At 36.2% G+C, this 20,023-nt stretch carries 23 protein-coding genes and 1 pseudogene; 8 read left to right on the top strand and 16 right to left on the bottom strand.

All coding sequences use genetic code 11. The annotated features are described in order from the left end of the window. Positions 1 to 29 precede the first annotated feature (29 nt). A complete protein-coding gene (locus tag ACTQ5K_RS12225; RefSeq protein ID WP_031540080.1) occupies positions 30 to 254 on the bottom strand; it encodes a DUF1450 domain-containing protein in 225 nt (74 codons plus the stop codon). A 285-nt stretch (positions 255 to 539) separates the two neighbouring features. Between ACTQ5K_RS12225 and ACTQ5K_RS12220 the strand changes: the two genes are divergently transcribed. Together ACTQ5K_RS12220 and ACTQ5K_RS12215 are read left to right on the top strand one after the other, a co-directional pair. Next, positions 540 to 1,874 (top strand): MFS transporter, encoded by a 1,335-nt coding sequence (locus ACTQ5K_RS12220; protein ID WP_251630128.1) that lies wholly within the window; start codon positions 540 to 542, stop codon positions 1,872 to 1,874. A gap of 184 nt (positions 1,875 to 2,058) precedes the next feature. After that, positions 2,059 to 2,898 (top strand): RsfA family transcriptional regulator, encoded by an 840-nt coding sequence (locus ACTQ5K_RS12215; RefSeq protein ID WP_441993964.1) that lies wholly within the window; start codon positions 2,059 to 2,061, stop codon positions 2,896 to 2,898. 728 nt (positions 2,899 to 3,626) lie between these two features. On the opposite strand, the gene ACTQ5K_RS12210 is transcribed toward ACTQ5K_RS12215, so the two are convergent. From ACTQ5K_RS12210 to pta, 3 genes are all read right to left on the bottom strand, one after another. Then, positions 3,627 to 4,472 carry a lipoate--protein ligase family protein gene (locus ACTQ5K_RS12210; RefSeq protein ID WP_031540340.1) on the bottom strand — a complete coding sequence of 282 codons (846 nt, stop codon included), beginning with the start codon at positions 4,470 to 4,472 and terminating at the stop codon, positions 3,627 to 3,629. Between the two features lie 474 nt (positions 4,473 to 4,946). After that, positions 4,947 to 5,189, bottom strand: coding sequence for a hypothetical protein (locus tag ACTQ5K_RS12205; RefSeq protein ID WP_031540341.1), 243 nt, complete (start codon positions 5,187 to 5,189; stop codon positions 4,947 to 4,949). Between the two features lie 232 nt (positions 5,190 to 5,421). Beyond that, the gene (gene pta / locus ACTQ5K_RS12200) at positions 5,422 to 6,399 is read right to left on the bottom strand and encodes a phosphate acetyltransferase (protein ID WP_031540156.1); all 978 of its coding nucleotides are present in this window, start codon (positions 6,397 to 6,399) and stop codon (positions 5,422 to 5,424) included. Positions 6,400 to 6,745: 346 nt separating this feature from the next. Here pta and hemQ point away from each other — a divergent pair, with 346 nt between their 5' ends. Together hemQ and gerQ are read left to right on the top strand one after the other, a co-directional pair. Next, a complete protein-coding gene (hemQ, locus tag ACTQ5K_RS12195; protein ID WP_031540155.1) occupies positions 6,746 to 7,501 on the top strand; it encodes a hydrogen peroxide-dependent heme synthase in 756 nt (251 codons plus the stop codon). Between the two features lie 395 nt (positions 7,502 to 7,896). Next, a complete protein-coding gene (gene gerQ / locus ACTQ5K_RS12190) occupies positions 7,897 to 8,364 on the top strand; it encodes a spore coat protein GerQ (RefSeq protein ID WP_441132277.1) in 468 nt (155 codons plus the stop codon). Positions 8,365 to 8,494: 130 nt separating this feature from the next. Here the strand turns inward: gerQ and ACTQ5K_RS12185 are convergent, their stop codons facing one another. The 7 genes and pseudogenes from ACTQ5K_RS12185 to ACTQ5K_RS12155 form a co-directional block, all read right to left on the bottom strand. Continuing rightward, positions 8,495 to 9,259 (bottom strand): YibE/F family protein, encoded by a 765-nt coding sequence (locus ACTQ5K_RS12185; protein WP_441132278.1) that lies wholly within the window; start codon positions 9,257 to 9,259, stop codon positions 8,495 to 8,497. Then, positions 9,256 to 10,393: pseudogene (locus ACTQ5K_RS12180) on the bottom strand (YibE/F family protein). Before ACTQ5K_RS12180 ends, ACTQ5K_RS12185 begins: the two are co-directional and overlap by 4 nt. A gap of 100 nt (positions 10,394 to 10,493) precedes the next feature. After that, the gene (locus tag ACTQ5K_RS12175) at positions 10,494 to 10,865 is read right to left on the bottom strand and encodes a DUF423 domain-containing protein (RefSeq protein WP_441993963.1); all 372 of its coding nucleotides are present in this window, start codon (positions 10,863 to 10,865) and stop codon (positions 10,494 to 10,496) included. A 66-nt stretch (positions 10,866 to 10,931) separates the two neighbouring features. After that, positions 10,932 to 11,225, bottom strand: coding sequence for a YwdI family protein (locus ACTQ5K_RS12170; RefSeq protein ID WP_031540149.1), 294 nt, complete (start codon positions 11,223 to 11,225; stop codon positions 10,932 to 10,934). Next, complete coding sequence (locus tag ACTQ5K_RS12165) at positions 11,222 to 11,401, bottom strand: hypothetical protein (RefSeq protein WP_031540148.1); 180 nt, start codon at positions 11,399 to 11,401, stop codon at positions 11,222 to 11,224. Before ACTQ5K_RS12165 ends, ACTQ5K_RS12170 begins: the two co-directional genes overlap by 4 nt. A 188-nt stretch (positions 11,402 to 11,589) precedes the next feature. Beyond that, on the bottom strand, positions 11,590 to 12,267 hold the full coding sequence (locus ACTQ5K_RS12160; protein WP_251629982.1) for a uracil-DNA glycosylase: 678 nt from the start codon (positions 12,265 to 12,267) through the stop codon (positions 11,590 to 11,592). Between the two features lie 14 nt (positions 12,268 to 12,281). After that, positions 12,282 to 13,031 (bottom strand): DUF4230 domain-containing protein, encoded by a 750-nt coding sequence (locus ACTQ5K_RS12155; protein ID WP_441132283.1) that lies wholly within the window; start codon positions 13,029 to 13,031, stop codon positions 12,282 to 12,284. Positions 13,032 to 13,230: 199 nt separating this feature from the next. Between ACTQ5K_RS12155 and ACTQ5K_RS12150 the strand changes: the two genes are divergently transcribed. Then, positions 13,231 to 13,557, top strand: a complete 327-nt coding sequence (locus ACTQ5K_RS12150) for a general stress protein (protein ID WP_031540142.1) — start codon at positions 13,231 to 13,233, stop codon at positions 13,555 to 13,557. Positions 13,558 to 14,199: 642 nt separating this feature from the next. Here the strand turns inward: ACTQ5K_RS12150 and ACTQ5K_RS12145 are convergent. Genes ACTQ5K_RS12145 through ACTQ5K_RS12135 form a run of 3 tightly spaced genes read right to left on the bottom strand, consistent with a single transcriptional unit; the run spans position 14,200 to position 15,932 of the window. Further along, complete coding sequence (locus ACTQ5K_RS12145; protein WP_109769433.1) at positions 14,200 to 15,222, bottom strand: MoeB/ThiF family adenylyltransferase; 1,023 nt, start codon at positions 15,220 to 15,222, stop codon at positions 14,200 to 14,202. 18 nt (positions 15,223 to 15,240) lie between these two features. Further along, entirely contained in the window at positions 15,241 to 15,474 is a 234-nt protein-coding gene (moaD, locus tag ACTQ5K_RS12140; protein WP_031540224.1) for a molybdopterin converting factor subunit 1, read from the bottom strand. Next, entirely contained in the window at positions 15,471 to 15,932 is a 462-nt protein-coding gene (locus ACTQ5K_RS12135; protein WP_031540223.1) for a molybdenum cofactor biosynthesis protein MoaE, read from the bottom strand. The genes moaD and ACTQ5K_RS12135 overlap by 4 nt, the downstream gene beginning before the upstream one ends. Before the next feature lie 269 nt (positions 15,933 to 16,201). Here ACTQ5K_RS12135 and pdxK point away from each other — a divergent pair, with 269 nt between their 5' ends. The 3 genes from pdxK to bshB2 all read left to right on the top strand — a co-directional run bounded on the left by pdxK (position 16,202) and on the right by bshB2 (position 18,216). Continuing rightward, positions 16,202 to 17,023 (top strand): pyridoxine/pyridoxal/pyridoxamine kinase, encoded by an 822-nt coding sequence (gene pdxK, locus ACTQ5K_RS12130; protein ID WP_031540222.1) that lies wholly within the window; start codon positions 16,202 to 16,204, stop codon positions 17,021 to 17,023. 127 nt (positions 17,024 to 17,150) lie between these two features. Then, on the top strand, positions 17,151 to 17,498 hold the full coding sequence (locus ACTQ5K_RS12125) for a YojF family protein (RefSeq protein WP_031540221.1): 348 nt from the start codon (positions 17,151 to 17,153) through the stop codon (positions 17,496 to 17,498). 52 nt (positions 17,499 to 17,550) lie between these two features. Next, entirely contained in the window at positions 17,551 to 18,216 is a 666-nt protein-coding gene (gene bshB2 / locus ACTQ5K_RS12120) for a bacillithiol biosynthesis deacetylase BshB2 (RefSeq protein ID WP_031540220.1), read from the top strand. A gap of 59 nt (positions 18,217 to 18,275) precedes the next feature. Here bshB2 and ACTQ5K_RS12115 read toward each other — a convergent pair whose 3' ends face one another. Next, positions 18,276 to 19,226: an alpha/beta hydrolase gene (locus tag ACTQ5K_RS12115; protein WP_441993962.1), complete on the bottom strand. Its 951-nt coding sequence runs from the start codon at positions 19,224 to 19,226 to the stop codon at positions 18,276 to 18,278. 264 nt (positions 19,227 to 19,490) lie between these two features. Continuing rightward, complete coding sequence (locus tag ACTQ5K_RS12110) at positions 19,491 to 19,940, bottom strand: SRPBCC family protein (protein ID WP_031540212.1); 450 nt, start codon at positions 19,938 to 19,940, stop codon at positions 19,491 to 19,493. Between the last annotated feature and the right edge of the window lie 83 nt (positions 19,941 to 20,023).

The raw sequence follows: 20,023 nt of genomic DNA, 5'->3' as shown, positions 1-20,023 counted from the left end.
CGAAAGTTAAAATAATAGACAGGTTTCTATTATTTTTTTAACTTCGCATTGATTTTATCCATTAACTCTTCTTCTGTTAATGCAGCTAGTGGACGATTATTGACAAAAGCAAATGTTTTTTTGCGACCAGGTCCGCAATAGGATTGACAGCCTATATCTATTTTTGCCTCTGGATCTATTTGCTTTAAACGTGGTACTAACGTTTTTAAATTCACTGCCTGACAATCGTCGCAAACACGAAATTCGTTTGCCATTTGGACAACCCTTTCTATAAATGCTCAAAAAAAGTGATCGACAATCAAATCGACAACATTCTCACTCATTACTATATGGTATTTTACCCCTTCTGAACTTGCAATGCAAGATGCAAAAGATTGTAAAAAAGTGACGAATTATTAACAAAACTGCACGGTTACGCTTTGTATCTCTTGACTATTAGATCTTATTTTTTTATTCGAAAATTAAAACCACTTCCCTTCTCTATATTATTTAGGAAATATACGTTATAATTTTCTCTTGAAATATAGGGAGGTTTTGAAATGAATAAAAGTAGAATATTAGTAATGTGCAGCATTGTTCTTGCTATGCTGATTGCCTCTATTGATACGACCATAATGAACACAACCATGCCTATTATTGCAGAGGAGCTTGGCGGTACGGAATTATATGCCTGGTCTTTTGCTGCTTATATGATAGCAAGTACCATTCTTTCGCCAATTGCCGGTAGACTTTCTGATCTTTTTGGAAGAAAGAAGCTGTTTGCTTTTGGCATTATTGTCTTTTTAATTGGTTCTCTCTTATGCGGAATCGCAGCAACTATGCCTCAGCTAGTCATTTTTAGAGCGTTGCAAGGAATGGGTGCTGGATTCATGATGCCATTTCCTGCAATCATTGCTGGAGATCTTTTTTCTATTGAAAAAAGAGGAAAAATCCAGGCGTTGTTTACTGGCATGTGGGCATTATCTGCTGTATTGGCCCCTACACTCGGTTCTCTTTTTGTAGAATTTTTAAGTTGGAGATGGATTTTTTATATTAATTTACCAGTTTGTATTATTGCCCTACTTACGTTGATTCCATATAAAGAAGTCTATCAGCCTAAAAAGGCACAGGTAGATTATATTGGCGCAGCACTATTTGGAAGCGGAATAACTTGTGTATTACTAGTTACCGTGCTAGAAAGTTATCTTTTTATTTTTGCTATAGTTGGTATTCTTCTATTAATCACATTTTATTTTTTCGAAAAAAGACAAGCTTCACCAATTGTTCCACTATCCATTTTTAGGAGTAAAACCATCACCTGGATTTTTCTTAACGGATTTGTAGGAACATTAGCTTTGTTTGCAACATCAAGCTATATTCCTTTATTCCTGCAAAATCAGGCAGGGCTCTCTGTTTTATGGAGCGGTGTTTCTCTCCTTGGTATGTCGATTGGATGGATGGCTATGTCGGTTCCAGCTGGTAAATGGATATTAAAATATGGCTATCGCATTCTATTAATAATCGGAAATACGTTGCTTTTGCTTTCAGGAATTTTATTAGTATTATTAAATGAGTCAAATGGGTTCTGGTATGTTTTTATCTTAATGATTATTCAGGGACTAGCATTTGGCTTGCTAAGCACTGTTGGTGTTATCGGCTCTCAAGCATTAGTTGGAAACCATGAAAAAGGAATATCCACCTCTTTCTTTATGTTCTGCAGAAACATGGGAACCGCGATTGGTGTTACTATTATGGGCTCCTTATTAAATAGTGGCTCCACCTTTATGGAGGGTATTCACCATCTCTTCCTCTTTGGATTTATTGTAAGTATATTTGCCTTTATTTCTGCCTTCTTCATTCAAAATGAAGGAGCCTTAGTTGAGAAGCGAGCGTAAATATTTTATTCAAAACAGTTGGCTTGATGGCCGACTGTTTTTTTATCCTCTTTATTTGTATTTTTCCTAAACTATAAAAAAATCTACTATCCTTGTATTTCTTTTGTATAAACAAATACTTTTCTGGAAATGATGAAACTAGAAATATTTATTTATCGTGATTAAGTTGGGAGTTGGGTTAGAAATGAAAGTTAGACAAGACGCATGGTCTGAAGAAAATGATCTTTTATTAGCAGAAACGGTTTTAAGACATGTTAGAGAAGGAAGCACACAGCTAAACGCCTTTGAAGAAGTTGGGGATAAATTAAATAGAACGTCAGCAGCATGTGGATTCCGCTGGAACGCAGTCGTTCGCCATCAATATGAAAAGGCACTTCAGCTTGCCAAAAAGCAACGTAAGCAACGACAACGAATTTTAGGAAAAGATCAAGGTGGAAAGAAGAAACTATTATATTCACCACCAGTACCAACAGTGGATGATCTCGAAGCTCTTACTGCTTCCACAAGCTTAGAAATGGGCTCGATGGACGTGGATATGGATGCTATGGATACATTATTTACAACAGAAACATTAGATACAAATGTTACTAGTCAACAAGAAGAAGAGCTTGTAAACTATCAATCAGAAGAGGAAACAGAGGAAGAAGTACAGCAAATTCCAGTATACGAAACAAAAAAAGCGCCTGCCTATCCAGCAGGAAACCATAGCCAAGCTGGTACACTAAATTTTGACACTGTTCTTTCCTATTTACAAAATTTCCGCAATGCCCCTATACAGCTAGAAATCTTAAAAAGCGAGAATGAGCGTTTAAAAAGAGAAATGGACACAATTAGAAGCCGGAACAAAGAATTAGAAGAAAAACTACATCAAATCGAAAATAACTCAGAAACAATACAAGAAGATTACGAAACACTCATGAAAATCATGAACAGAGCCCGAAAACTAGTAGTACTAGAAGAAGACGAGCGCCCAACCAAATTTAAAATGGACAGAAACGGAAACCTCGAAAAAGTCGCAGAGTAATTAAAAAGCGGAGGCGCCTTGCTTATCAGCGTACAAACTGGAGGGCTTCGACTGAGATAAAGGAAACACGACGAACGCTAGTGAGTCGATGTTGACTTATCGTAGGGAGGAGACCGAAGTTTGCTAGCTGATAGGCGCCAGAGCTGGATTGATCATAAAGCGGAATGGGACCGTTTAGCGGCGTGTGGGGTGGAGCGCCATTTCCTGAGATAAAGGAAACACGGTGAACGCTAGTGAACCGATGTTGACTTATCGTAGGGAAATGGTGAGAAGCCCATCAGCCGTTGGTCCCTTGGAGCTGGATTAATTAAAAAGCGGAGGCGCCTTGCTTATCAGCGTTCAAACTGGAGGGCTTCGACTGAGATAAAGGAAACACGACGAACGCTAGTGAGTCGATGTTGACTTATCGTAGGGAGGAGACTGAAGTTTGCTAGCTGATAGGCGCCAGAGCTGGATTGATCATAAAGCGGAATGGGACCGTTTAGCGGCGTGTGGGGTGGAGCAGCATTTCCTGAGATAAAGGAAACACGGTGAACGCTAGTGAACCGATGTTGACTTACTGAAGTTTGCTAGCTGATAGGCGCCAGAGCTGGATTGATCATAAAGCGGAATGGGACTGGGTAAAAAAGAGAGAAATAGGAGATGGCAACACAAATTCTCGATTATAAATAGAGGATAAGGAAAGGGATATTTTCACTAAAATTCCCTTCCTTATCCTCTTTTTGATTTTATCGAAATGCCTGCATGATTTTCTCGTTTCTTTCCACAACTCGATTATAATAGGATTCAAATAGCGGTAGTTCCTCTTCCTGTAATTGATCTGCAAATAAAAACTCGGCATGATCTTTTAAAGCGAGTAGCAATTTAGTCATCACTTGATCGACTGTTAAAGACACTCCTAACAATTCTGCTAAAGATGCCATTACTTCAGGATTTATTTCTGGATATTCAAACTTTGTCGTTTCTCCTTGTAGACCAGAAGAATAGAATTGTTTGATGATGTCCGCTCTTTCCTGCCCACTTCCATTTACGCAAAGATAAATTTGAACAGCTACTCCGCTTCTTAAGCGTCTCTGTGAAATTCCCGCAAACTTTTTGCCATCTATGCTTAAATCATAGCTTCCTGGACAATAGGAACCCACAATTTCCTTTGCTTCCATGCATTTGCCATAATCCTGAAACATATATTGAATCAATTCGAACATCGTTTCATAGCCACTGTTAATATCAATTCGTTTCTCCTGCTCTGGAAGAATAAGAGATATGTTTAGCACGTCTTTATCTAAAACAACAGCTAAACCACCTGAATTACGAACAATATATTGGTAGCCCTGTTCTTTTAAAAAAGCTAACGCATCTTTTAAATGAGGTAGCCTCGTATCCTGTATCCCTAATACAATCGTCCGATCATGTACCCAAGTTCTTGCTGTAGCAGGTACTATCCCGCTTCCAACAGAAGAACATAAAGTATCATCCATTCCAAATGAATGCAGTGCTGATACATGTAAACCTGTTGTGGACTGATCGATGATTCTCCATTTATCCTGTTTTAACAAACTAGTATTGCCGACCATCACTTAGCTCCTTTTTGTTTAAACAACCATCTATTCTCTTTTTTAAAGATATAGTCTTATTATTCATTCACAATGATTTATTATAACGAAATTAGAGCTATTTCAAAAGATATCTTCTCGTTTTTGTTGGTAATTTTCATATTATTTTTTTAAAAGAAGGCTCTGTTATTATTTATTTTCTTGTAATATGAAAAAAATAGGCGGAGAATTTCCGGCTAATGTATATAGAGCGAGCATAATCAGCAGATATAAGCGGAGATATTCCGAATAACTGCTCTAAATAAGACAAAATTCAAAGATTTGGATACGATAAACGAAAAAATGTCCCTTATTTTTAAGGAAGTATGGATATTTCCCCATTTAAACGGAATTTTTCCGTTTATTTTCAAAAAAACAGTATAAACAAATTCAGTTATAAATAAACCTAGAAGAAAAATCTTCACTCCAATAGTAAAAAAATTGATAGACTTTCATTTAGTTTGGCCCAGGGGTTACCCAAACTTTGTATATAAAAACATTGTCTAATACCTTTTTTTCGGTATGTACAACAAAATGAGGAACGGATCCTAAGAAAAAAGAAAGAGCATAAGCTATTTTATAATCAAGAGTTATATATCCATCAATAGTTCTTCCATAAATCTCATTAGCTATTGAATCTGCCCACACTTCTGATTCCCATAATGTTTCAAAAACAACGTCTTCCCTTTTCCATCTTATTTCCATAAATCTTATAACTCCCTTCCTTGATTTCCTTATGATTCTCTATTTATGGGTAATGTTTATTTTAAATAATATCAGCTTTTTAAAGCATAGTTGCTACTCTTTATTAATTATTCCTTTTTAAAATTTTATAATGATCCTTCTGCATAAGTGGGATAAGGGGAGGGATAAATAGCGAAACTCAAAAAAGACGCCTCCCTAACTTTAAGGAGACGCCCTTCTTAAAAAATTACTTCGTTAAGCTTTGACCTGCTGTAATTAGAGCTAATTTATAAACATCTTCTTCGTTACATCCACGAGAAAGGTCGTTTACAGGAGCATTTAGTCCTTGAAGAATTGGTCCAACTGCTTCAAAGTTACCTAGTCTCTGTGCAATTTTATAGCCAATATTTCCAGCTTCTAAGCTTGGGAATACAAATACATTTGCATCCCCTTGTATTGGAGAATCTGGAGCTTTTTGTTTTGCTACAGACGGAACAAATGCAGCATCAAATTGGAATTCACCATCAATAACTAATAATGGATCTCTTAATTTAGCCTCCGCTAAAGCACCTTCTACTTTTTCTGTTTCTGGTGATTTTGCAGATCCTTTTGTAGAGAAGCTTAACATCGCAACACGTGGATCAATGTCAAACATTCTTGCTGTCTTTGCACTTTCCACAGCAATTTCCGCAAGGTCTTGGCTATCTGGAGTAATATTGATTGCACAATCAGCAAATACGTATTTCTCGTCTTCGCGAACCATGATGAATACACCAGAAGTCTTTTTCACGCCTTGTTTTGTTTTAATGATTTGTAAAGCTGGACGAACAGTATCAGCTGTTGAATGAATCGCGCCACTTACTAAACCATCTGCTTGGTTAGCATATACAAGCATTGTTCCAAAATAGTTTTCATCTAATAGGATTTTACGAGCATCTTCTTCTGTTACTTTTCCTTTACGTCTTTCTACAAAAGAAGCAACAAGTGCATCGAACTGAGCATATTTCTTTGGATCATAAATTTCAGCGTTTTCTAAAGAAACACCTAGATTGTTTGCTTTAGCTTGAACTTCTTCTATGTCACCAATTAAAACAGGTATTAAAATTTTATCTTCTGCTAAACGACCAGCAGCTTTTAAAATCCTTTCATCTAATGCTTCTGGGAAAACAATCTTCACGTTTTGGCCAGTTACTTTTTCTTTTAAACTTGTAAATAAATCACTCATTAAATTTCTTCCTCCTTTTTATGTACACTTATTAGGATACTCTACCATGGTAAAAATTCAAGGAATATTCCTTACTTTTTTCTAATTTTATCCCCCAAAAACACGATTAGTTCACGTTCCTCATACATATGAGATAAAAGTAAATATGGATGAAATGCTCCCTTTATACAATCTGATATTTCCCTATAATTATCTTCCTTATACTTTATTGTGCTATTTCAAACTTCTTTTTATATCAGTCACAATTTGTTCACAATTTACTCAAGGTTTATTCCGTTTGTATCTGGAGAAACTATGATATAGTTAAAATCATATAAACGTTATTAAATAAGGAGTGAACATATAAATGAGTGAAGCGGCAAAAACATTAGATGGCTGGTATTGTCTTCATGACTTCCGAACTGTAGATTGGACAACCTGGAAAATGTTACCTGATGAAGAGAGACAAGCAGCAATCAACGAATTTCAAGGACTCTTGGAAAAATGGAACGTTGTTCAGGAAAATACTAGCGGCAGCCATGCCCTATATACAATCGTTGGACAAAAAGCAGACTTTATGATGATGATTCTGCGCCCAACTATGGAAGAATTACAGCAACTAGAAACAGAATTCAACAAAACAAAGCTAGCTGAATTTACAATTCCAGCTCATTCCTATGTGTCTGTTGTAGAATTAAGCAATTATCTACCATCGGATTCTGATAAAGACCCGTATGAAAATCCATATGTGAAAGCAAGATTATACCCTATCCTTCCGACATCCAATTATGTATGCTTCTATCCAATGGATAAGCGTCGTCAAGGGGAAGACAACTGGTATATGCTTCCGATGGAAAATCGTAAAGACTTAATGCGTAGCCATGGGATGATTGGTAGACAATATGCTGGGAAAGTAAAACAGATTATTACGGGATCTGTTGGCTTTGATGATTATGAGTGGGGAGTAACATTATTTTCTGATGATGTTCTTCAATTCAAAAAACTAGTATATGAAATGCGTTTTGATGAAGTGAGCGCTCGCTATGGTGAATTCGGCTCTTTCTTTGTAGGAACCATTCTTAAACAAGAGGCAATAACAGACTATCTACATGTAAATGAATAAATGGGAGTAGTTCTCTAAAAGAATTTAACTTTGTATAGTTTTTAATCTATGACGGAGCAAAACTTTTAGAGAACGCTCCTTTTTTAACGCATATAGCTTTCTTAAACCTACATTCTATATATCATATACCTTAAGCAATTGTTAAAATTCATATTGCTTGAAGCCTCTTAAAGGCAATATACGTTCCTCACCTAGTCCTTCTTAATAACCTCTTCTATTTAAATTGCAACTCCTTGTCATAACTTATTCTGTTTCCTCATAGGATGAAATAGTGAGCGATGACCTATGAATGAATTAACATTCACCGTCTACTTCTAATTTCTACATTTTATGGTCAACTTCGATGCTTGGAAGTATGTTGTGAAGATTGGATAAAAGACAATGGAGGGATGAAAATGAGTCAATCTAATTATGGAAACTATGGTTATCCGCAGGGCTACGGGAATTTCCCCGGACAAATTCCTACCTACGGGAATCAGCAAATGTATCAGCCACAAGCACCGATTCAGCAAGGAGTACCTACACCTACTCCTGCACCTACACCAAGTGCAACACCTACTACCTTGCCAGGACAGCTGCCAATTGAAGCGTCTTATATTGAGAATATTTTACGCCTAAACAAAGGGAAAATAGCAACTGTATATGCAACATTTGAAAACAACAGAGAATGGAATGCAAAAATCTTTAAAGGCATTATTGAAGCTGCAGGGCGAGATCATCTTATCTTAAGTGATCCACAAACAGGAACTCGCTATTTAATTCCAATGCTATATGTGGATTACGTTACATTTGACGAAGAAATTGAGTATGAATATCCGTATGGCGTTGCAGCACCAAATCTAACTACATATCCGCCTAGATAAGTCAAAAGCGCCTATGTTATTAAAATATTATTAGTGCATCACTTATATAGTGGTGTACTTTTTTTGTTTTATAATACTTTCAGCTTATAAAAAAGGGAATGGAAAAAGTCCCTTTTTTACGTTATACAAGCTATTTAGATATTTTATGCTTCACCAAAAAGTAAGCAGTTATCCATGCAGTAATAGGAATGACAAGTGTAACACCAGTTCCTGCACTCAGAATTGTAATCATTTCTGCACTGAATATTTTTGAATTGATGATTTCTCCTATTGAATAGGATAAGTCCTTAAACCAAATTAGCAGGGCAATATATCCGCCAAAGAAAGCGAAAAATAATGTATTTGTACTTGTTCCTAGAATATCTTTGCCAATACTTAATCCAGCCCTGTATAATTCCCCTCTACTAATATGAGGATTGTGAAAATGAATTTCACGCATTGGCGATGAGATGGCCATGGCTGTGTCTGTAATGGCACCAATTGTACTCATGATAATTACAGAAGTGCCAATTTTAATAAAATCTACACTGATAGTAAAGGAAAACATACTAAGTTCTTCTAATTCTTCGACCCCAAATCCCTGAATCATTGCTTTATTCGATAGGTAGAGAATAAACACGAGCAGAAGAATAATCGTAATCATGGTGGATAAGAATGCCGTCTTTGTTTTGATATTCACTCCATTAATATAAAATAGGTTGATACAGCTAATTACTATACTTGCAAATAAGGTTAGGATAATCGGATTTATGCTTGGGTTAGTCATGAAAATCGTAATAATAATAACCACACTAAAGTTAAAGAATAGTGCAAAAAACGAATTTACTCCCTTCGTTCCACCTATAATGCTCATTAAGATAAATAAAATAATACCTAGCACCACTAATACATTCATTCGCTTGCTCGCTTTCTGTTAACGAAAAAAATAGTTATATATAAACCTATCGGAATCGTTAACACAATTCCTATACCGCCAGCTAGCGCTCGTGCCAATTCTAATGATAGATTCATCGAGAGTGTAAAACCTAATGGCGACGCATTTTTAAAATAAAGGATAAGCATTGGTATTGTTCCACTAATATAGGCAAAGAGCAAAATATTCGTCATGGTTCCCATTATATCTTTTCCAATCTCTCTTCCTGATGTTATTAGCGCTTTAACTGATATATTGTTATTCTTTTCATATAATCCAAATATGGAAGAAGACATCGTAATAGCTACGTCCATCACAGCACCGAGCGACCCAAGAAATAATCCCGCTAGAAAAACCAATTTATAAGGACGAGTAATAAATTGTAGCTCCTCATAGCGAAGACCTTTTTCTGAAGTTACCCATAAAACGAAGTAAGTAATGGCTAAAGAAAGAAAAGTACCTAATAAGGTTGCTATAATCGCTGCATATGTTTTTTCATTTCGTCCACTTACGAGTATAAGAGAAATAATCGTAAATATAATAACACTGATACTACAAATTATAAGGAGACTTTTCTCTGAAGTGTTTACATAAACATCCAATGCAATCGATAATATAATGGCATTAATGACTAAACTAAACAGAGAAAACAGTCCTTGCCATTTACCTACAAATAATAAGGAAAAAATAAAAACCCACGTAATCATCAACAAATATTTATCCCGTTTTACATCGTCAACACTTCCTTTGAGGTATCCATTCTCTTACCTCGGAATCGATATGAACGAATAACTCGCTTCCAATATGATATTCATCATTATTAGCCTTGGAGGAAGTAAATTCATTCGTTAGGTATATTTGCTTCCCTTTTTCCTCTCCGTTTTTTACTTCTCCAATAATCTGCTGTGTAAATAATTTATCTTTATTATTTACATGATCCTTTATTTCAGCTTGGTTTAGTAGTTCCGTTTTTACTACTTCCACTATAGGCCTTTCATAAAAAGAGTAGTTATTATGAACAAAAATAATCGAGCCTATAAAGGTAAGTAAAACGATACTAATAAAGCCTTTCATTTTTTTGCTTATTTCCGTAAATTTTTTAATCATTTGTTTCAAGAGCATCCTCTCTACTAAAAATTTTATCCTTCAATCAAGAAAAAAAGGATAGGTAAGAACATTTTATCTTCTGCTCACCTATCCTTTTTTATTTATCTTCTTACATCCACTTCCATACAGCGATAATAACTAATAGCCACGCGGTCAAAAATGCTACGCCACCTATTGGTGTAATAGCTCCTAGTACTTTGATCTGGGTAACTGCCAATATGTATAGGCTTCCTGCAAATAGAATAATGCCAATAAACATTAGCCACCCTGCCCAGTTTAACAAGCTGCTTGCTGGAAACTTCCCTAAGAGCAAGCCAATTAGTATTAAGCCTGTACTATGGAACATTTGATATGTTACTCCCGTTTTCCATGTTTCCAAATATTTATCTGGAATTCTACCTTCTAGACCATGGGCACCAAAGGCTCCTAAACCAACGGACAATAATGCATTGATGGCTCCAATAATGATAAAAGTTTTCATTTTTATCTCCTTTTTCTTGCAGATTATTGGTATCATGAAATTCCTTCATTTACAAAACTATCCGATCTAAAAATCAAATAAAGAATCGCCATTTCCTTCAGCCATCTTTATTTTATTTGTTTGTGTCTGTATCGGTTGTTGTTTTGGAATGGTTAATGGTGCTTGCATAGCTTGGAAGGATGGCTTTTGCACAGGGTGCTGGTAGGTTATGCTTTCTTTCCCCTCTTGTTCAAGTACTAATTCGCATAAGGATTTAATAGCGTAAACTCTTTCCCTTATTCTTGCATCCGAATCGCTTGTCTTTGCTTCTAGTAACTGATCCTCTATTTTAGCTAACAATTGCTGTACAGATATATTCATTTCATCCCTCCTTTTGCCTGGAAACGAAGGCACTCTTGTCCAGATGCTCTCTTTACTTCAACGGAAGGCATCGTTCTTCCTTTAAATTGAAACGCCTTACATCCTTTAGGGAACTGACTATCCCATGTTACATAGTAGAACTTACATTTATAACAATTTACCTTATTCTTTTCCATTCCATACCCTTTCTTAATCCATTAAAGAAAAACACAAGCAGAAGCTGGGACATAAGTATCCCAGCTTTAAAATAAACCAGAAAACGAAGTAGCCAACAAAAATCCGCATACTTTCTTTGTTTGGGCTTTTTTAGCTTTTTTTGAAAGCTAGTGCTATAATCCACAGCCTATATATTTCCTTTATTATATTATTCTTTTACTAAAAAATCATCTATGCACCAATTAATAGGAGTCTTCCCTCTATTTTCAAGCATTCTATTAATGGTAGAAAACGGCCTGCTTCCTAAAAACCCTCGATGGGCTGAAAGGGGACTTGGATGTGTTGATAAGATAATGCCATGCTTTTCTTGGTTGATGAGAGCAAGTTTTTTTTGAGCTGGATTACCCCATAACACGAAAATGACTGGCTCCTCTCTCTCATTCAACATGTGTATCACTTGATCTGTAAATTTTTCCCACCCTTTTCCACGATGAGAATTAGCTTGACCTGTGCGAACCGTTAAAACCGTATTTAGCAATAGTACCCCTTGCTCGGCCCAGCTTTTTAAATAGCCATGATTTGGAATCGGACAGCCCAAATCATGATATAGCTCCTTATAAATATTTTTTAAGGATGGCGGTATTTTCACTTCTGGCTTAACAGAAAAGCTTAATCCATGTGCCTGATTTGGACCGTGATAAGGATCCTGTCCTAAAATGACTACTTTCACCTTTTCATAAGTTGTGTATGATAAACTATTAAAGATGTCTTCCTTTTTTGGATAAATAGTGAATTCACTATATTCCTTTTCTAAGAATGCTTCTAATTGGATAAAGTAATCCTTTTGGCGCTCCTTTTCTAATAGCTGTTCCCAGGATGTAGCCATCCCGTCTCCCTCCTTTATTCCCCTTCAAAGCTTACTTGAACAGAATAATCTAGTCTTCCATAGAATTCCTTCAATATTTTTTCAGCATTTTCCTCCGCTTTCACTAAAATACCTTGGTCTATTGCTTCTTCCTTCATGACTTCCTTTGCTTCATCCATTAAACTATAGGCTTCTTCCCATTCCACATCTCCTCTAAAAATTCCAGAAACAGAATAAGTCTCTACTTCATCAAAATTAATAGCAGGATCTTGAAGAAAAGCTGCTTTAGGTAATAAAATGGTGATCGATTTTTCTTCTTCGTTGATTTTAAGTTGGTCTTCCGTTAATTTTGATAAATCGACTCCTGCTGTAAGTGTTCCCGGTACAACTAACAATATCTTTCTTTTTGTTCCAGGAATATTTGTCTCAATCTCTTTTCCAAAAATCTCATTATCTTCTTTTTCTAAGATCGTTTTTACAAAGGCTTGAGAAGTGGCTAATGTCGATAAATCTTTCATCTGTTCTAAATACGCTCCTGTTTTTACAACAGGCTCTTTCGGAAAAGCAATTTTCCACAATCCAACTATCCCAACTATTAAAAGTATGATTAAAATACTTAAAAAAAGCATGATTTTTTTATTTAGCCTTCTCTTTACTTTATATAAACCAAATGAGGGAAAACGAATCCCCCTTCTGTTATTTATCTCCATTGTTGCACTTGCTTGCTCCTTTTTTCCTGCTCGTAGTTCTCGATTAATTTGTTCTTTTTCTCTTTTGCTTACCATTCGACCCCTCCTGTTTCTATTAATCTCTTCTTTTATTATATAAGGAAATTTGTCGATTGTGGGGATATTTATCTATGTACAATTTCCCAAATGTCGAAAGATGAAAATATTACCAATAGATTAGGTGTTTCATCTTGTTTATAGAAGGCTATATAAAATACATAGATAAATTCCACTATTATAATAGGAGGTTATCATTATGTATAAAGTTGAAGTAGTAGAAAATGGTGTACAAGCAAGTAATATTATTAATTCGTTAGAAAACCAAGGCTATAAAAAGGAAAATATTTATATTTTCGCACATGATAAAGACCGATCAGAAGATTTATCAAATGCGACAGAAACAGGAAATGTATCCATGAAGGAACAAGGATTACTTGATTCTATCAGCAATGTTTTCCGAAAAAGAGGAGACGAATTGCGTTCTAAAATGCAATCAGTCGGCTTAACTGAAGCAGAAGCATCTAAATACGAGGAAGTTTTGGATACAGGTAAGTTAGTTATTGTTGGTTCGCTCGAACAATAAGAAAAAGAGGCTGGGACAAATCTAAATAACTAATCTTTAAAGACGAACAATCTCTAATTTAGCTCTTAAATAAAGCTACTTTTTCATATTAGTTATTTATGGTTTTAAATATATTCAAGTGTAAAAACTAAGTCGTTCCATTGCGCTACAGACGGTCGATGCGCCGGGGAGGAAGCTGAGCCTCCTCGCTGCGCTGCGGAGACCACTGAAAAACTGATAGCTATTGATGCTTGGTCGTAACCGCCTTTTAAACTTAGATGTGTAAATTGTTTTCCGAGGTGACCACTTGCTTTCCATGGGGCGAGCGCCGAGCCGCTTCGTCGCTACGCTCCTGCAGGGTCTCGGACTTTCTCGCTGCTCCCATAGGAGTCAAGCGGACACCTCTCCAAACCAACTTATTATTCGCTTTCAAATAAATAAAACCTCATTTTATTTGGAGAACTAGACTTTTTCAGTGCCCTCGCGCTGCGGGGTCTCAGCCTTTCCTCTATTTCCCGCAGGAGTCGACCGTCCTCCGCTCCATTTCACTTCATTTTTAAACCTTTTTCTAAAATACAAAATACGAACGATCATGTAAACTTACCGCATAATCGTTCGTATTTATTGTAGCTGAAATGTTTATGTCCCAGCCTCTTTTTCTATCTAACCGAGTAATTGATCGTATAGTGTTTTTGCATATATGCTATCATTTGTTTCATGTATCAGGGCTCTTCCGTCTCGGAAAAACACAACTCTGTTTCTTTCTAGCTGAACGGACAATAGAAATGGATTTTGTTTTACTGCATATCCTTTCTTTTGAAAACTTTCTGCAAGTTGTTGAAAAGGAATATCCTTAGGAATGACTGGACGAATTTGCACGGTTTCTCTTCCGCACAACACAGCTACCTTCGTTTGGTTTTCTTTTTCCAAAAAAGGATAGGTCCGATTATCTCCACATGTAGGACAATCTACTCTCTTTGCACGACTAACTTTTATGTTTTGGTAGTCATTTTTCCATAAATCGAATGTCAAAAAAGTTCCACGTAATGAGACAATGTCCCCAATCAACAGCTTTAGCGCTTCGGTTACCTGATGAGAAACCACCAGTTGAACAGCTGGAGCAATGATTCCTACCCTATCACAAGTCATCCCGGTCATAGGCATTGATTGTAATAGACAATGTAAACAAGGGGTCTCTCCTGGTATAATCGTGTAGCTCATTCCTGAACTTCCCACACATGCGCCATATATCCATGGAATACCATGCTTTACAGCTAAATCATTTAGGATCATTCTAATTTCCATATTATCTGTTGCATCTATTATTAAATCCACATTTTTAGCTAGATGTTCTAATAACTCGACTGTCGCTTCCCCAACAATTCCTTGAACATTGCATTCCCGATTAATTTCCTTTAATCTTCTTTCAGCAGCAATAGCTTTCGGCATTCGTTCCTTCGCATCTTCTTCTGTATATAATTGCTGGCGCTGTAGATTGCTTTTTTCCACATAATCTCTATCTATAATGGTAAGACTCCCAACCCCACTTCTGCATAGCATCTCTGCAAGAGACGAACCTAAGGCGCCTGCCCCTACTATGAAGACATGCTTCTCTCCTATTACTTTCTGTCCTTCTACTCCAATAGAGTTGAATAACATCTGCCGGGAATACCTACTTTGCTCCACTTCGCTCTTCTCCTTCCTTTACCCTCCACTAACAGGTGGTATAAATGCTACTCTATCGTTTTCCTTAACGATATCCTCATCCATTGCAAATTCTTCATTAATTGCAACCATTACTCCTTGAAGAGATAGAGTAGGATAAGTATGTTGTAAGTGTTCTTTAATTTCGGCTATCGTCTGTTGCTCCCCCTCTAATTTTAACGTTTCACTACCTATCGTTTCTTTCACTCCTGCAAAAAAAAGCAATGTTATCATCCAAAATCCTCCTCACTTGGCTTGCCATTTACATACATTTTGGTACCCTTTTGATTTCCAATCCATTCTTCACCAGTTTCCCAATGCTCTTTTTTCCAAATTGGAACAATCTCTTTTATCCTTTCTATTGCATATTGATTTGCTTCATAGGCATCCTTGCGATGAGGGGTTGAAACAGCAATAACTACTGCCACATCACTAATCTCAAGCTTCCCTACTCGATGTGATATCGCAATTTCAATATCGCCCCACTTTTCCTTGACCTCCTCGCCGATTAGTTCCATTTTTTTTATTGCCATTGGAATATATGCTTCATATGATAAATAGAGTGTTTTCTTTCCTGCGGTCATTTCTCTCACTGTACCAATAAAAGTAGTCACAGCACCTGCATTTCTTCTTATTACTTTATCCATAACATTTTGTATATTAATTGGATGATCTATTATTTCAAAACTCATATAGATTCCTTTCTTCCTGCATCCGTTTTACTCTTTTCTTATCGAACTATCATCAAGTATATATATAGATTACCATAAATGTAGACAGAATTCTCTCACTATTCTCTCCTCTTACACAATTTTCGTGAATGGTATGCAAAAAGGTTCTGTAAACCAAACTAAGAAAGAAGACGGAAAAGTTGTAACCTTCATTAAAATGGTCTACAATTATTCAATCAAACAAAATTACTTTTCACTTAAAAATGGCAATTACATAGGAGGCATAACAAATGAAGAAAGTATTAACTTTAGCAGGATCTGACACAAGCGGTGGTGCAGGTATTCAAGCAGATTTAAAAACATTTCAAGAACTCGGTGTTTATGGGATGACTGCCTTAACAACGATTGTTACAATGGATCCAAAGAACCATTGGCATCATAATGTTTTTCCTCAAGATATCAATACAGTTAAATCGCAATTAGAGACCGTGTTATCTGTTGGAATTGATGCCATGAAAACAGGAATGCTTGGATCTGTTGAAATCATCGAAGCTGCTGCAAAGCTAATTGATGAGAATGATATTAAAAACGTTGTCATCGACCCAGTTATGATTTGTAAAGGGGAAGATGAAGTACTTCATCCAGAAACGGCAGATGCCCTTCGTGAACTGCTTGTACCAAGAGCAACTATCGTAACACCTAACCTTTTTGAAGCATGGCAGCTTGCTCAAACAGATAAACCAATTAAAACAGTGGAAGATTTAAAAGAGGCTGCTGTAAAAATCCATGCACTTGGACCAAAATATGTTCTAATTAAAGGTGGAAGCAAATTAGGACATGAAAAAGCGATTGACCTTCTATATGATGGAAAAGAATTTACGATTTTTGAAAGCGAACTAATTGATACTACGTATACACATGGAGCAGGTTGCACAAACTCTGCGGCTATTACGGCTGAACTAGCAAAAGGAGCTTCAGTAGGAGAAGCTGTTCAGACAGCAAAAGACTTTATTACTGCAGCTATCCGCAATGGTTTTAAATTAAATGAGTATGTGGGACCAACTATGCACGGAGCATATCGTAATGAAAAAGAAAAACTTAGCGTGAAGTAAGAGCCTCTAAAACAATGAATGTATGGCATATCTCCTTTTTAATAGATAAATAATTGCTAGTAAAAACGAGAGAATGCCTAACCACTTTTTGTCCAATCCATAAACTAGTAAAAAGGAGGGATGTTTTTTGGAATTTGTACAAATCGAAAAAGTACAAAAAGTAATCGATCGTTTAAGCGAAAAAGAAATATATATTCACTTAGAAACGACAAATGGTGCCTATGCAAATCATAATGATGAAACCTTCTTTAACTCTGGTGCTTATATCCGTAATGCAAAGCTATCCTATGAATACGGCAAGATTACAGGTAACGGCCCTTATCGAATTGGCTTAAAAACCGCTATTGGCTGGGTTTATGCTGAAGGTATTACCCATTATGAAGTAGATGATAAAAATAGATTGTTATTAGCAGGCTTAGATTTTACGGGGAAATTAGCAGTAGCACTAGAAATAAGTGAAACACCCTTTGAATAATCAATAGAACGAGTGTGTAGTTTTTACCATTCTACGAAAGGAGGATTATATAATGGAGACAGAAAGACAAGTATTAGTTATTTTCCCCCATCCAGATGATGAGGCATTTGGTGTATCCGGAACGATTTCTAAATTTATACACGAAGGTGTTCCAGTTACTTATGCTTGCTTAACACTAGGGCAAATGGGAAGAAATTTAGGAAATCCGCCATTTGCCACAAGAGAATCCTTGCCAGAAATTCGCAAAAATGAATTACAGGAAGCTGCCCGATCAATGGGCTTAGAGGACCTTCGTATGCTAGGGTATCGAGATAAAACGATCGAATTCTTAAAGGAGGAAGTTCTAGTCAATGAATTTACCGCGTTACTAGATGAATTAGATCCTTCTTTAGTAATCACCTTCTATCCAGGATATTCTGTTCACCCTGATCATGATGCTACAGGAGCAGCTGTTGTAAAAGCAATTGAAAAAAGAGAAGCATCTAAACGACCAACACTTTATTGTGTAGCCTTTTCCAAAAACTGTGAAGAAGACCTAGGACAACCGGATATTGAAATCGATGTTCAAAATTTTGCAGAGCAGAAGGTCGCAACCATTGCTGCCCATCTTTCCCAAACACAACAATATGCAGCCACTCTTCAAGAAGGGCTAAATAATCAAGAAGCTGATGTTTTAACTCGATTATATACCGAGAGATATTGGACCTATAAATTTTAATATGAAAAAAGCAAGCACGGAAAATTATTCTGTGCTTGCTTTTTTACTATATTTCATTGTTATGCCTTTAGCCAAGCATTAGCAAGCATTAGAGCTCCTTTCGCTGCTTCTGTATGAGCTAATGCATGGAGCATCACAAAGTCATGAATGATTCCACCAAAGCGAGCAGCTGTTACATCTACTCCTGCCTCACGAAGCTTATTGGCATAGGCTTCCCCTTCATCTCTTAATACATCTGCTTCTGCTGTAATGATTAAAGCCTTTGGCAGACCACTTAATTGCTCTTTTGTTGCTCGTAAAGGGGATGCTGTAATTTCCGCTCTTTCTTCTTCGTTTGTAGTGTATTGGTCCCAAAACCATTGCATTCCATCTTTTCTTAAAAAGAAACCTTCTGCAAACTGTTGATAGGATTCTGTTTCAAAAGATGCATCTGTTACAGGATAAAATAACAATTGCTTTTTTATAACGGGACCTTTACGTTCTTTTGCCATTAACGTGATTGCCGCAGACATATTCCCTCCGACACTATCACCTGCGACAAAAATATTATTTGTATCAAAGTAATAGTCTGCTCCTTTTTCTGCAATCCATTCCAATACTGTAAATACTTCTTCTATTGCAATCGGATATCTCGCTTCAGGAGATAGGCTGTAATTTGTAAATACAACCGCTGCATTTGACCCAACCGCTAGTTCACGAATTAAACGATCATGTGTATGGGCATTTCCAAATACCCATCCTGCACCATGTGTATATAAAATAACTGGTAGTTTAACTGCAGATGTATGCTCTGGACGGACAATTTTAATGGAAACTTGATTCGTTGGTCCACCCTCAATAAACAATTCCTTTACTTCCACAGGTAATTTTTCTATCTCTCCAGATTGTACTTCATCTACTGCGACTCTTCCTTGTTCTGGCTCCAAATCGAATAAATATGGAGAGTTAGCCGTATCTTCTGTAAACTTTTTAGCCGCTGGTTCTAATATAATTTGATGTTTGTTTTTCATGATTATCTGCTCCTTATAATTTTCTAAAATTAAATTGTGCACAACTAAAATAATTAAAATTTTTTACTCCTATTCGCTATATGATTTCTTCTCATTAGCATAGAGAGTAACATTTTTATAACTTATGGTTAAAAATTATAAAATTAAATTGTGCACAACTTAATTTTATAATACCCATTTCCCTTCTTTAAGTCAACCTATTTTAAAAAAAAAGCTGAATAAAAAGTCTTTTCTAAAAACCTTTTGCCTCAGCTCTTCACACTATTACAAACTTTCTACTACCCCTTCTAACACTTCTTTTGCATTTTGGACATGATCACTATCTTCTGATTTCACCATTTTCACAAGAAAGCTTCTCATTAGTCGCATTTTGAGCCCTTTAACATGAACGGTTCCTGCAAACTCTACTTGAGTACCTTCAGGAATCTCTGAAAAACGATATGCATAGTCAATAGTTAATCCATTCGAGCTACTACGTCGTGTAAACCTTACATTTTTTTCATAAGATAAATATTCTATTTCTGCATACACCTTATTACCCCGCACATTTCTAACTTCTGTATATTTTGTACCGACGCCTATCGGCTCATCTGTTTTTTTCTCTGTTGATTCCACTTTATTCATATATTCTGGAGCATTTGCCATATCTGCAAAATAGGCAAACACTTCTTCAATGGGCTCACAAATAATTACACTCGCATTAAAATCAGCCATTTTTCCACCTCAATAGGATCTCTCTTTTTTAATTTAATTATTTCTATTATAGCGAATACCATATGGAATTGAATAATTGATTT

The sequence above is a fragment of the Niallia sp. Sow4_A1 genome, assembly GCF_052116745.1.
GTDB classification, from domain to species: Bacteria; Bacillota; Bacilli; order Bacillales; family Cytobacillaceae; genus Niallia; species Niallia hominis.
This window is presented reverse-complemented; position numbering and strand designations above follow the sequence as displayed.

What these genes read in the sequence shown, in the direction of transcription:
- ACTQ5K_RS12225 (WP_031540080.1), bottom strand. Translation starts at nt 254, where the DNA reads ATGGCAAACGAATTTCGTGTTTGCGACGATTGTCAGGCAGTGAATTTA.
- ACTQ5K_RS12220 (WP_251630128.1), top strand. Translation starts at nt 540, where the DNA reads ATGAATAAAAGTAGAATATTAGTAATGTGCAGCATTGTTCTTGCTATG.
- ACTQ5K_RS12215 (WP_441993964.1), top strand. Translation starts at nt 2,059, where the DNA reads ATGAAAGTTAGACAAGACGCATGGTCTGAAGAAAATGATCTTTTATTA.
- ACTQ5K_RS12210 (WP_031540340.1), bottom strand. Translation starts at nt 4,472, where the DNA reads ATGGTCGGCAATACTAGTTTGTTAAAACAGGATAAATGGAGAATCATC.
- pta (WP_031540156.1), bottom strand. Translation starts at nt 6,399, where the DNA reads ATGAGTGATTTATTTACAAGTTTAAAAGAAAAAGTAACTGGCCAAAAC.
- hemQ (WP_031540155.1), top strand. Translation starts at nt 6,746, where the DNA reads ATGAGTGAAGCGGCAAAAACATTAGATGGCTGGTATTGTCTTCATGAC.
- gerQ (WP_441132277.1), top strand. Translation starts at nt 7,897, where the DNA reads ATGAGTCAATCTAATTATGGAAACTATGGTTATCCGCAGGGCTACGGG.
- ACTQ5K_RS12185 (WP_441132278.1), bottom strand. Translation starts at nt 9,259, where the DNA reads ATGAATGTATTAGTGGTGCTAGGTATTATTTTATTTATCTTAATGAGC.
- ACTQ5K_RS12175 (WP_441993963.1), bottom strand. Translation starts at nt 10,865, where the DNA reads ATGAAAACTTTTATCATTATTGGAGCCATCAATGCATTATTGTCCGTT.
- ACTQ5K_RS12170 (WP_031540149.1), bottom strand. Translation starts at nt 11,225, where the DNA reads ATGAATATATCTGTACAGCAATTGTTAGCTAAAATAGAGGATCAGTTA.
- ACTQ5K_RS12165 (WP_031540148.1), bottom strand. Translation starts at nt 11,401, where the DNA reads ATGGAAAAGAATAAGGTAAATTGTTATAAATGTAAGTTCTACTATGTA.
- ACTQ5K_RS12160 (WP_251629982.1), bottom strand. Translation starts at nt 12,267, where the DNA reads ATGGCTACATCCTGGGAACAGCTATTAGAAAAGGAGCGCCAAAAGGAT.
- ACTQ5K_RS12155 (WP_441132283.1), bottom strand. Translation starts at nt 13,031, where the DNA reads ATGGTAAGCAAAAGAGAAAAAGAACAAATTAATCGAGAACTACGAGCA.
- ACTQ5K_RS12150 (WP_031540142.1), top strand. Translation starts at nt 13,231, where the DNA reads ATGTATAAAGTTGAAGTAGTAGAAAATGGTGTACAAGCAAGTAATATT.
- moaD (WP_031540224.1), bottom strand. Translation starts at nt 15,474, where the DNA reads ATGATAACATTGCTTTTTTTTGCAGGAGTGAAAGAAACGATAGGTAGT.
- ACTQ5K_RS12135 (WP_031540223.1), bottom strand. Translation starts at nt 15,932, where the DNA reads ATGAGTTTTGAAATAATAGATCATCCAATTAATATACAAAATGTTATG.
- pdxK (WP_031540222.1), top strand. Translation starts at nt 16,202, where the DNA reads ATGAAGAAAGTATTAACTTTAGCAGGATCTGACACAAGCGGTGGTGCA.
- bshB2 (WP_031540220.1), top strand. Translation starts at nt 17,551, where the DNA reads ATGGAGACAGAAAGACAAGTATTAGTTATTTTCCCCCATCCAGATGAT.
- ACTQ5K_RS12115 (WP_441993962.1), bottom strand. Translation starts at nt 19,226, where the DNA reads ATGAAAAACAAACATCAAATTATATTAGAACCAGCGGCTAAAAAGTTT.
- ACTQ5K_RS12110 (WP_031540212.1), bottom strand. Translation starts at nt 19,940, where the DNA reads ATGGCTGATTTTAATGCGAGTGTAATTATTTGTGAGCCCATTGAAGAA.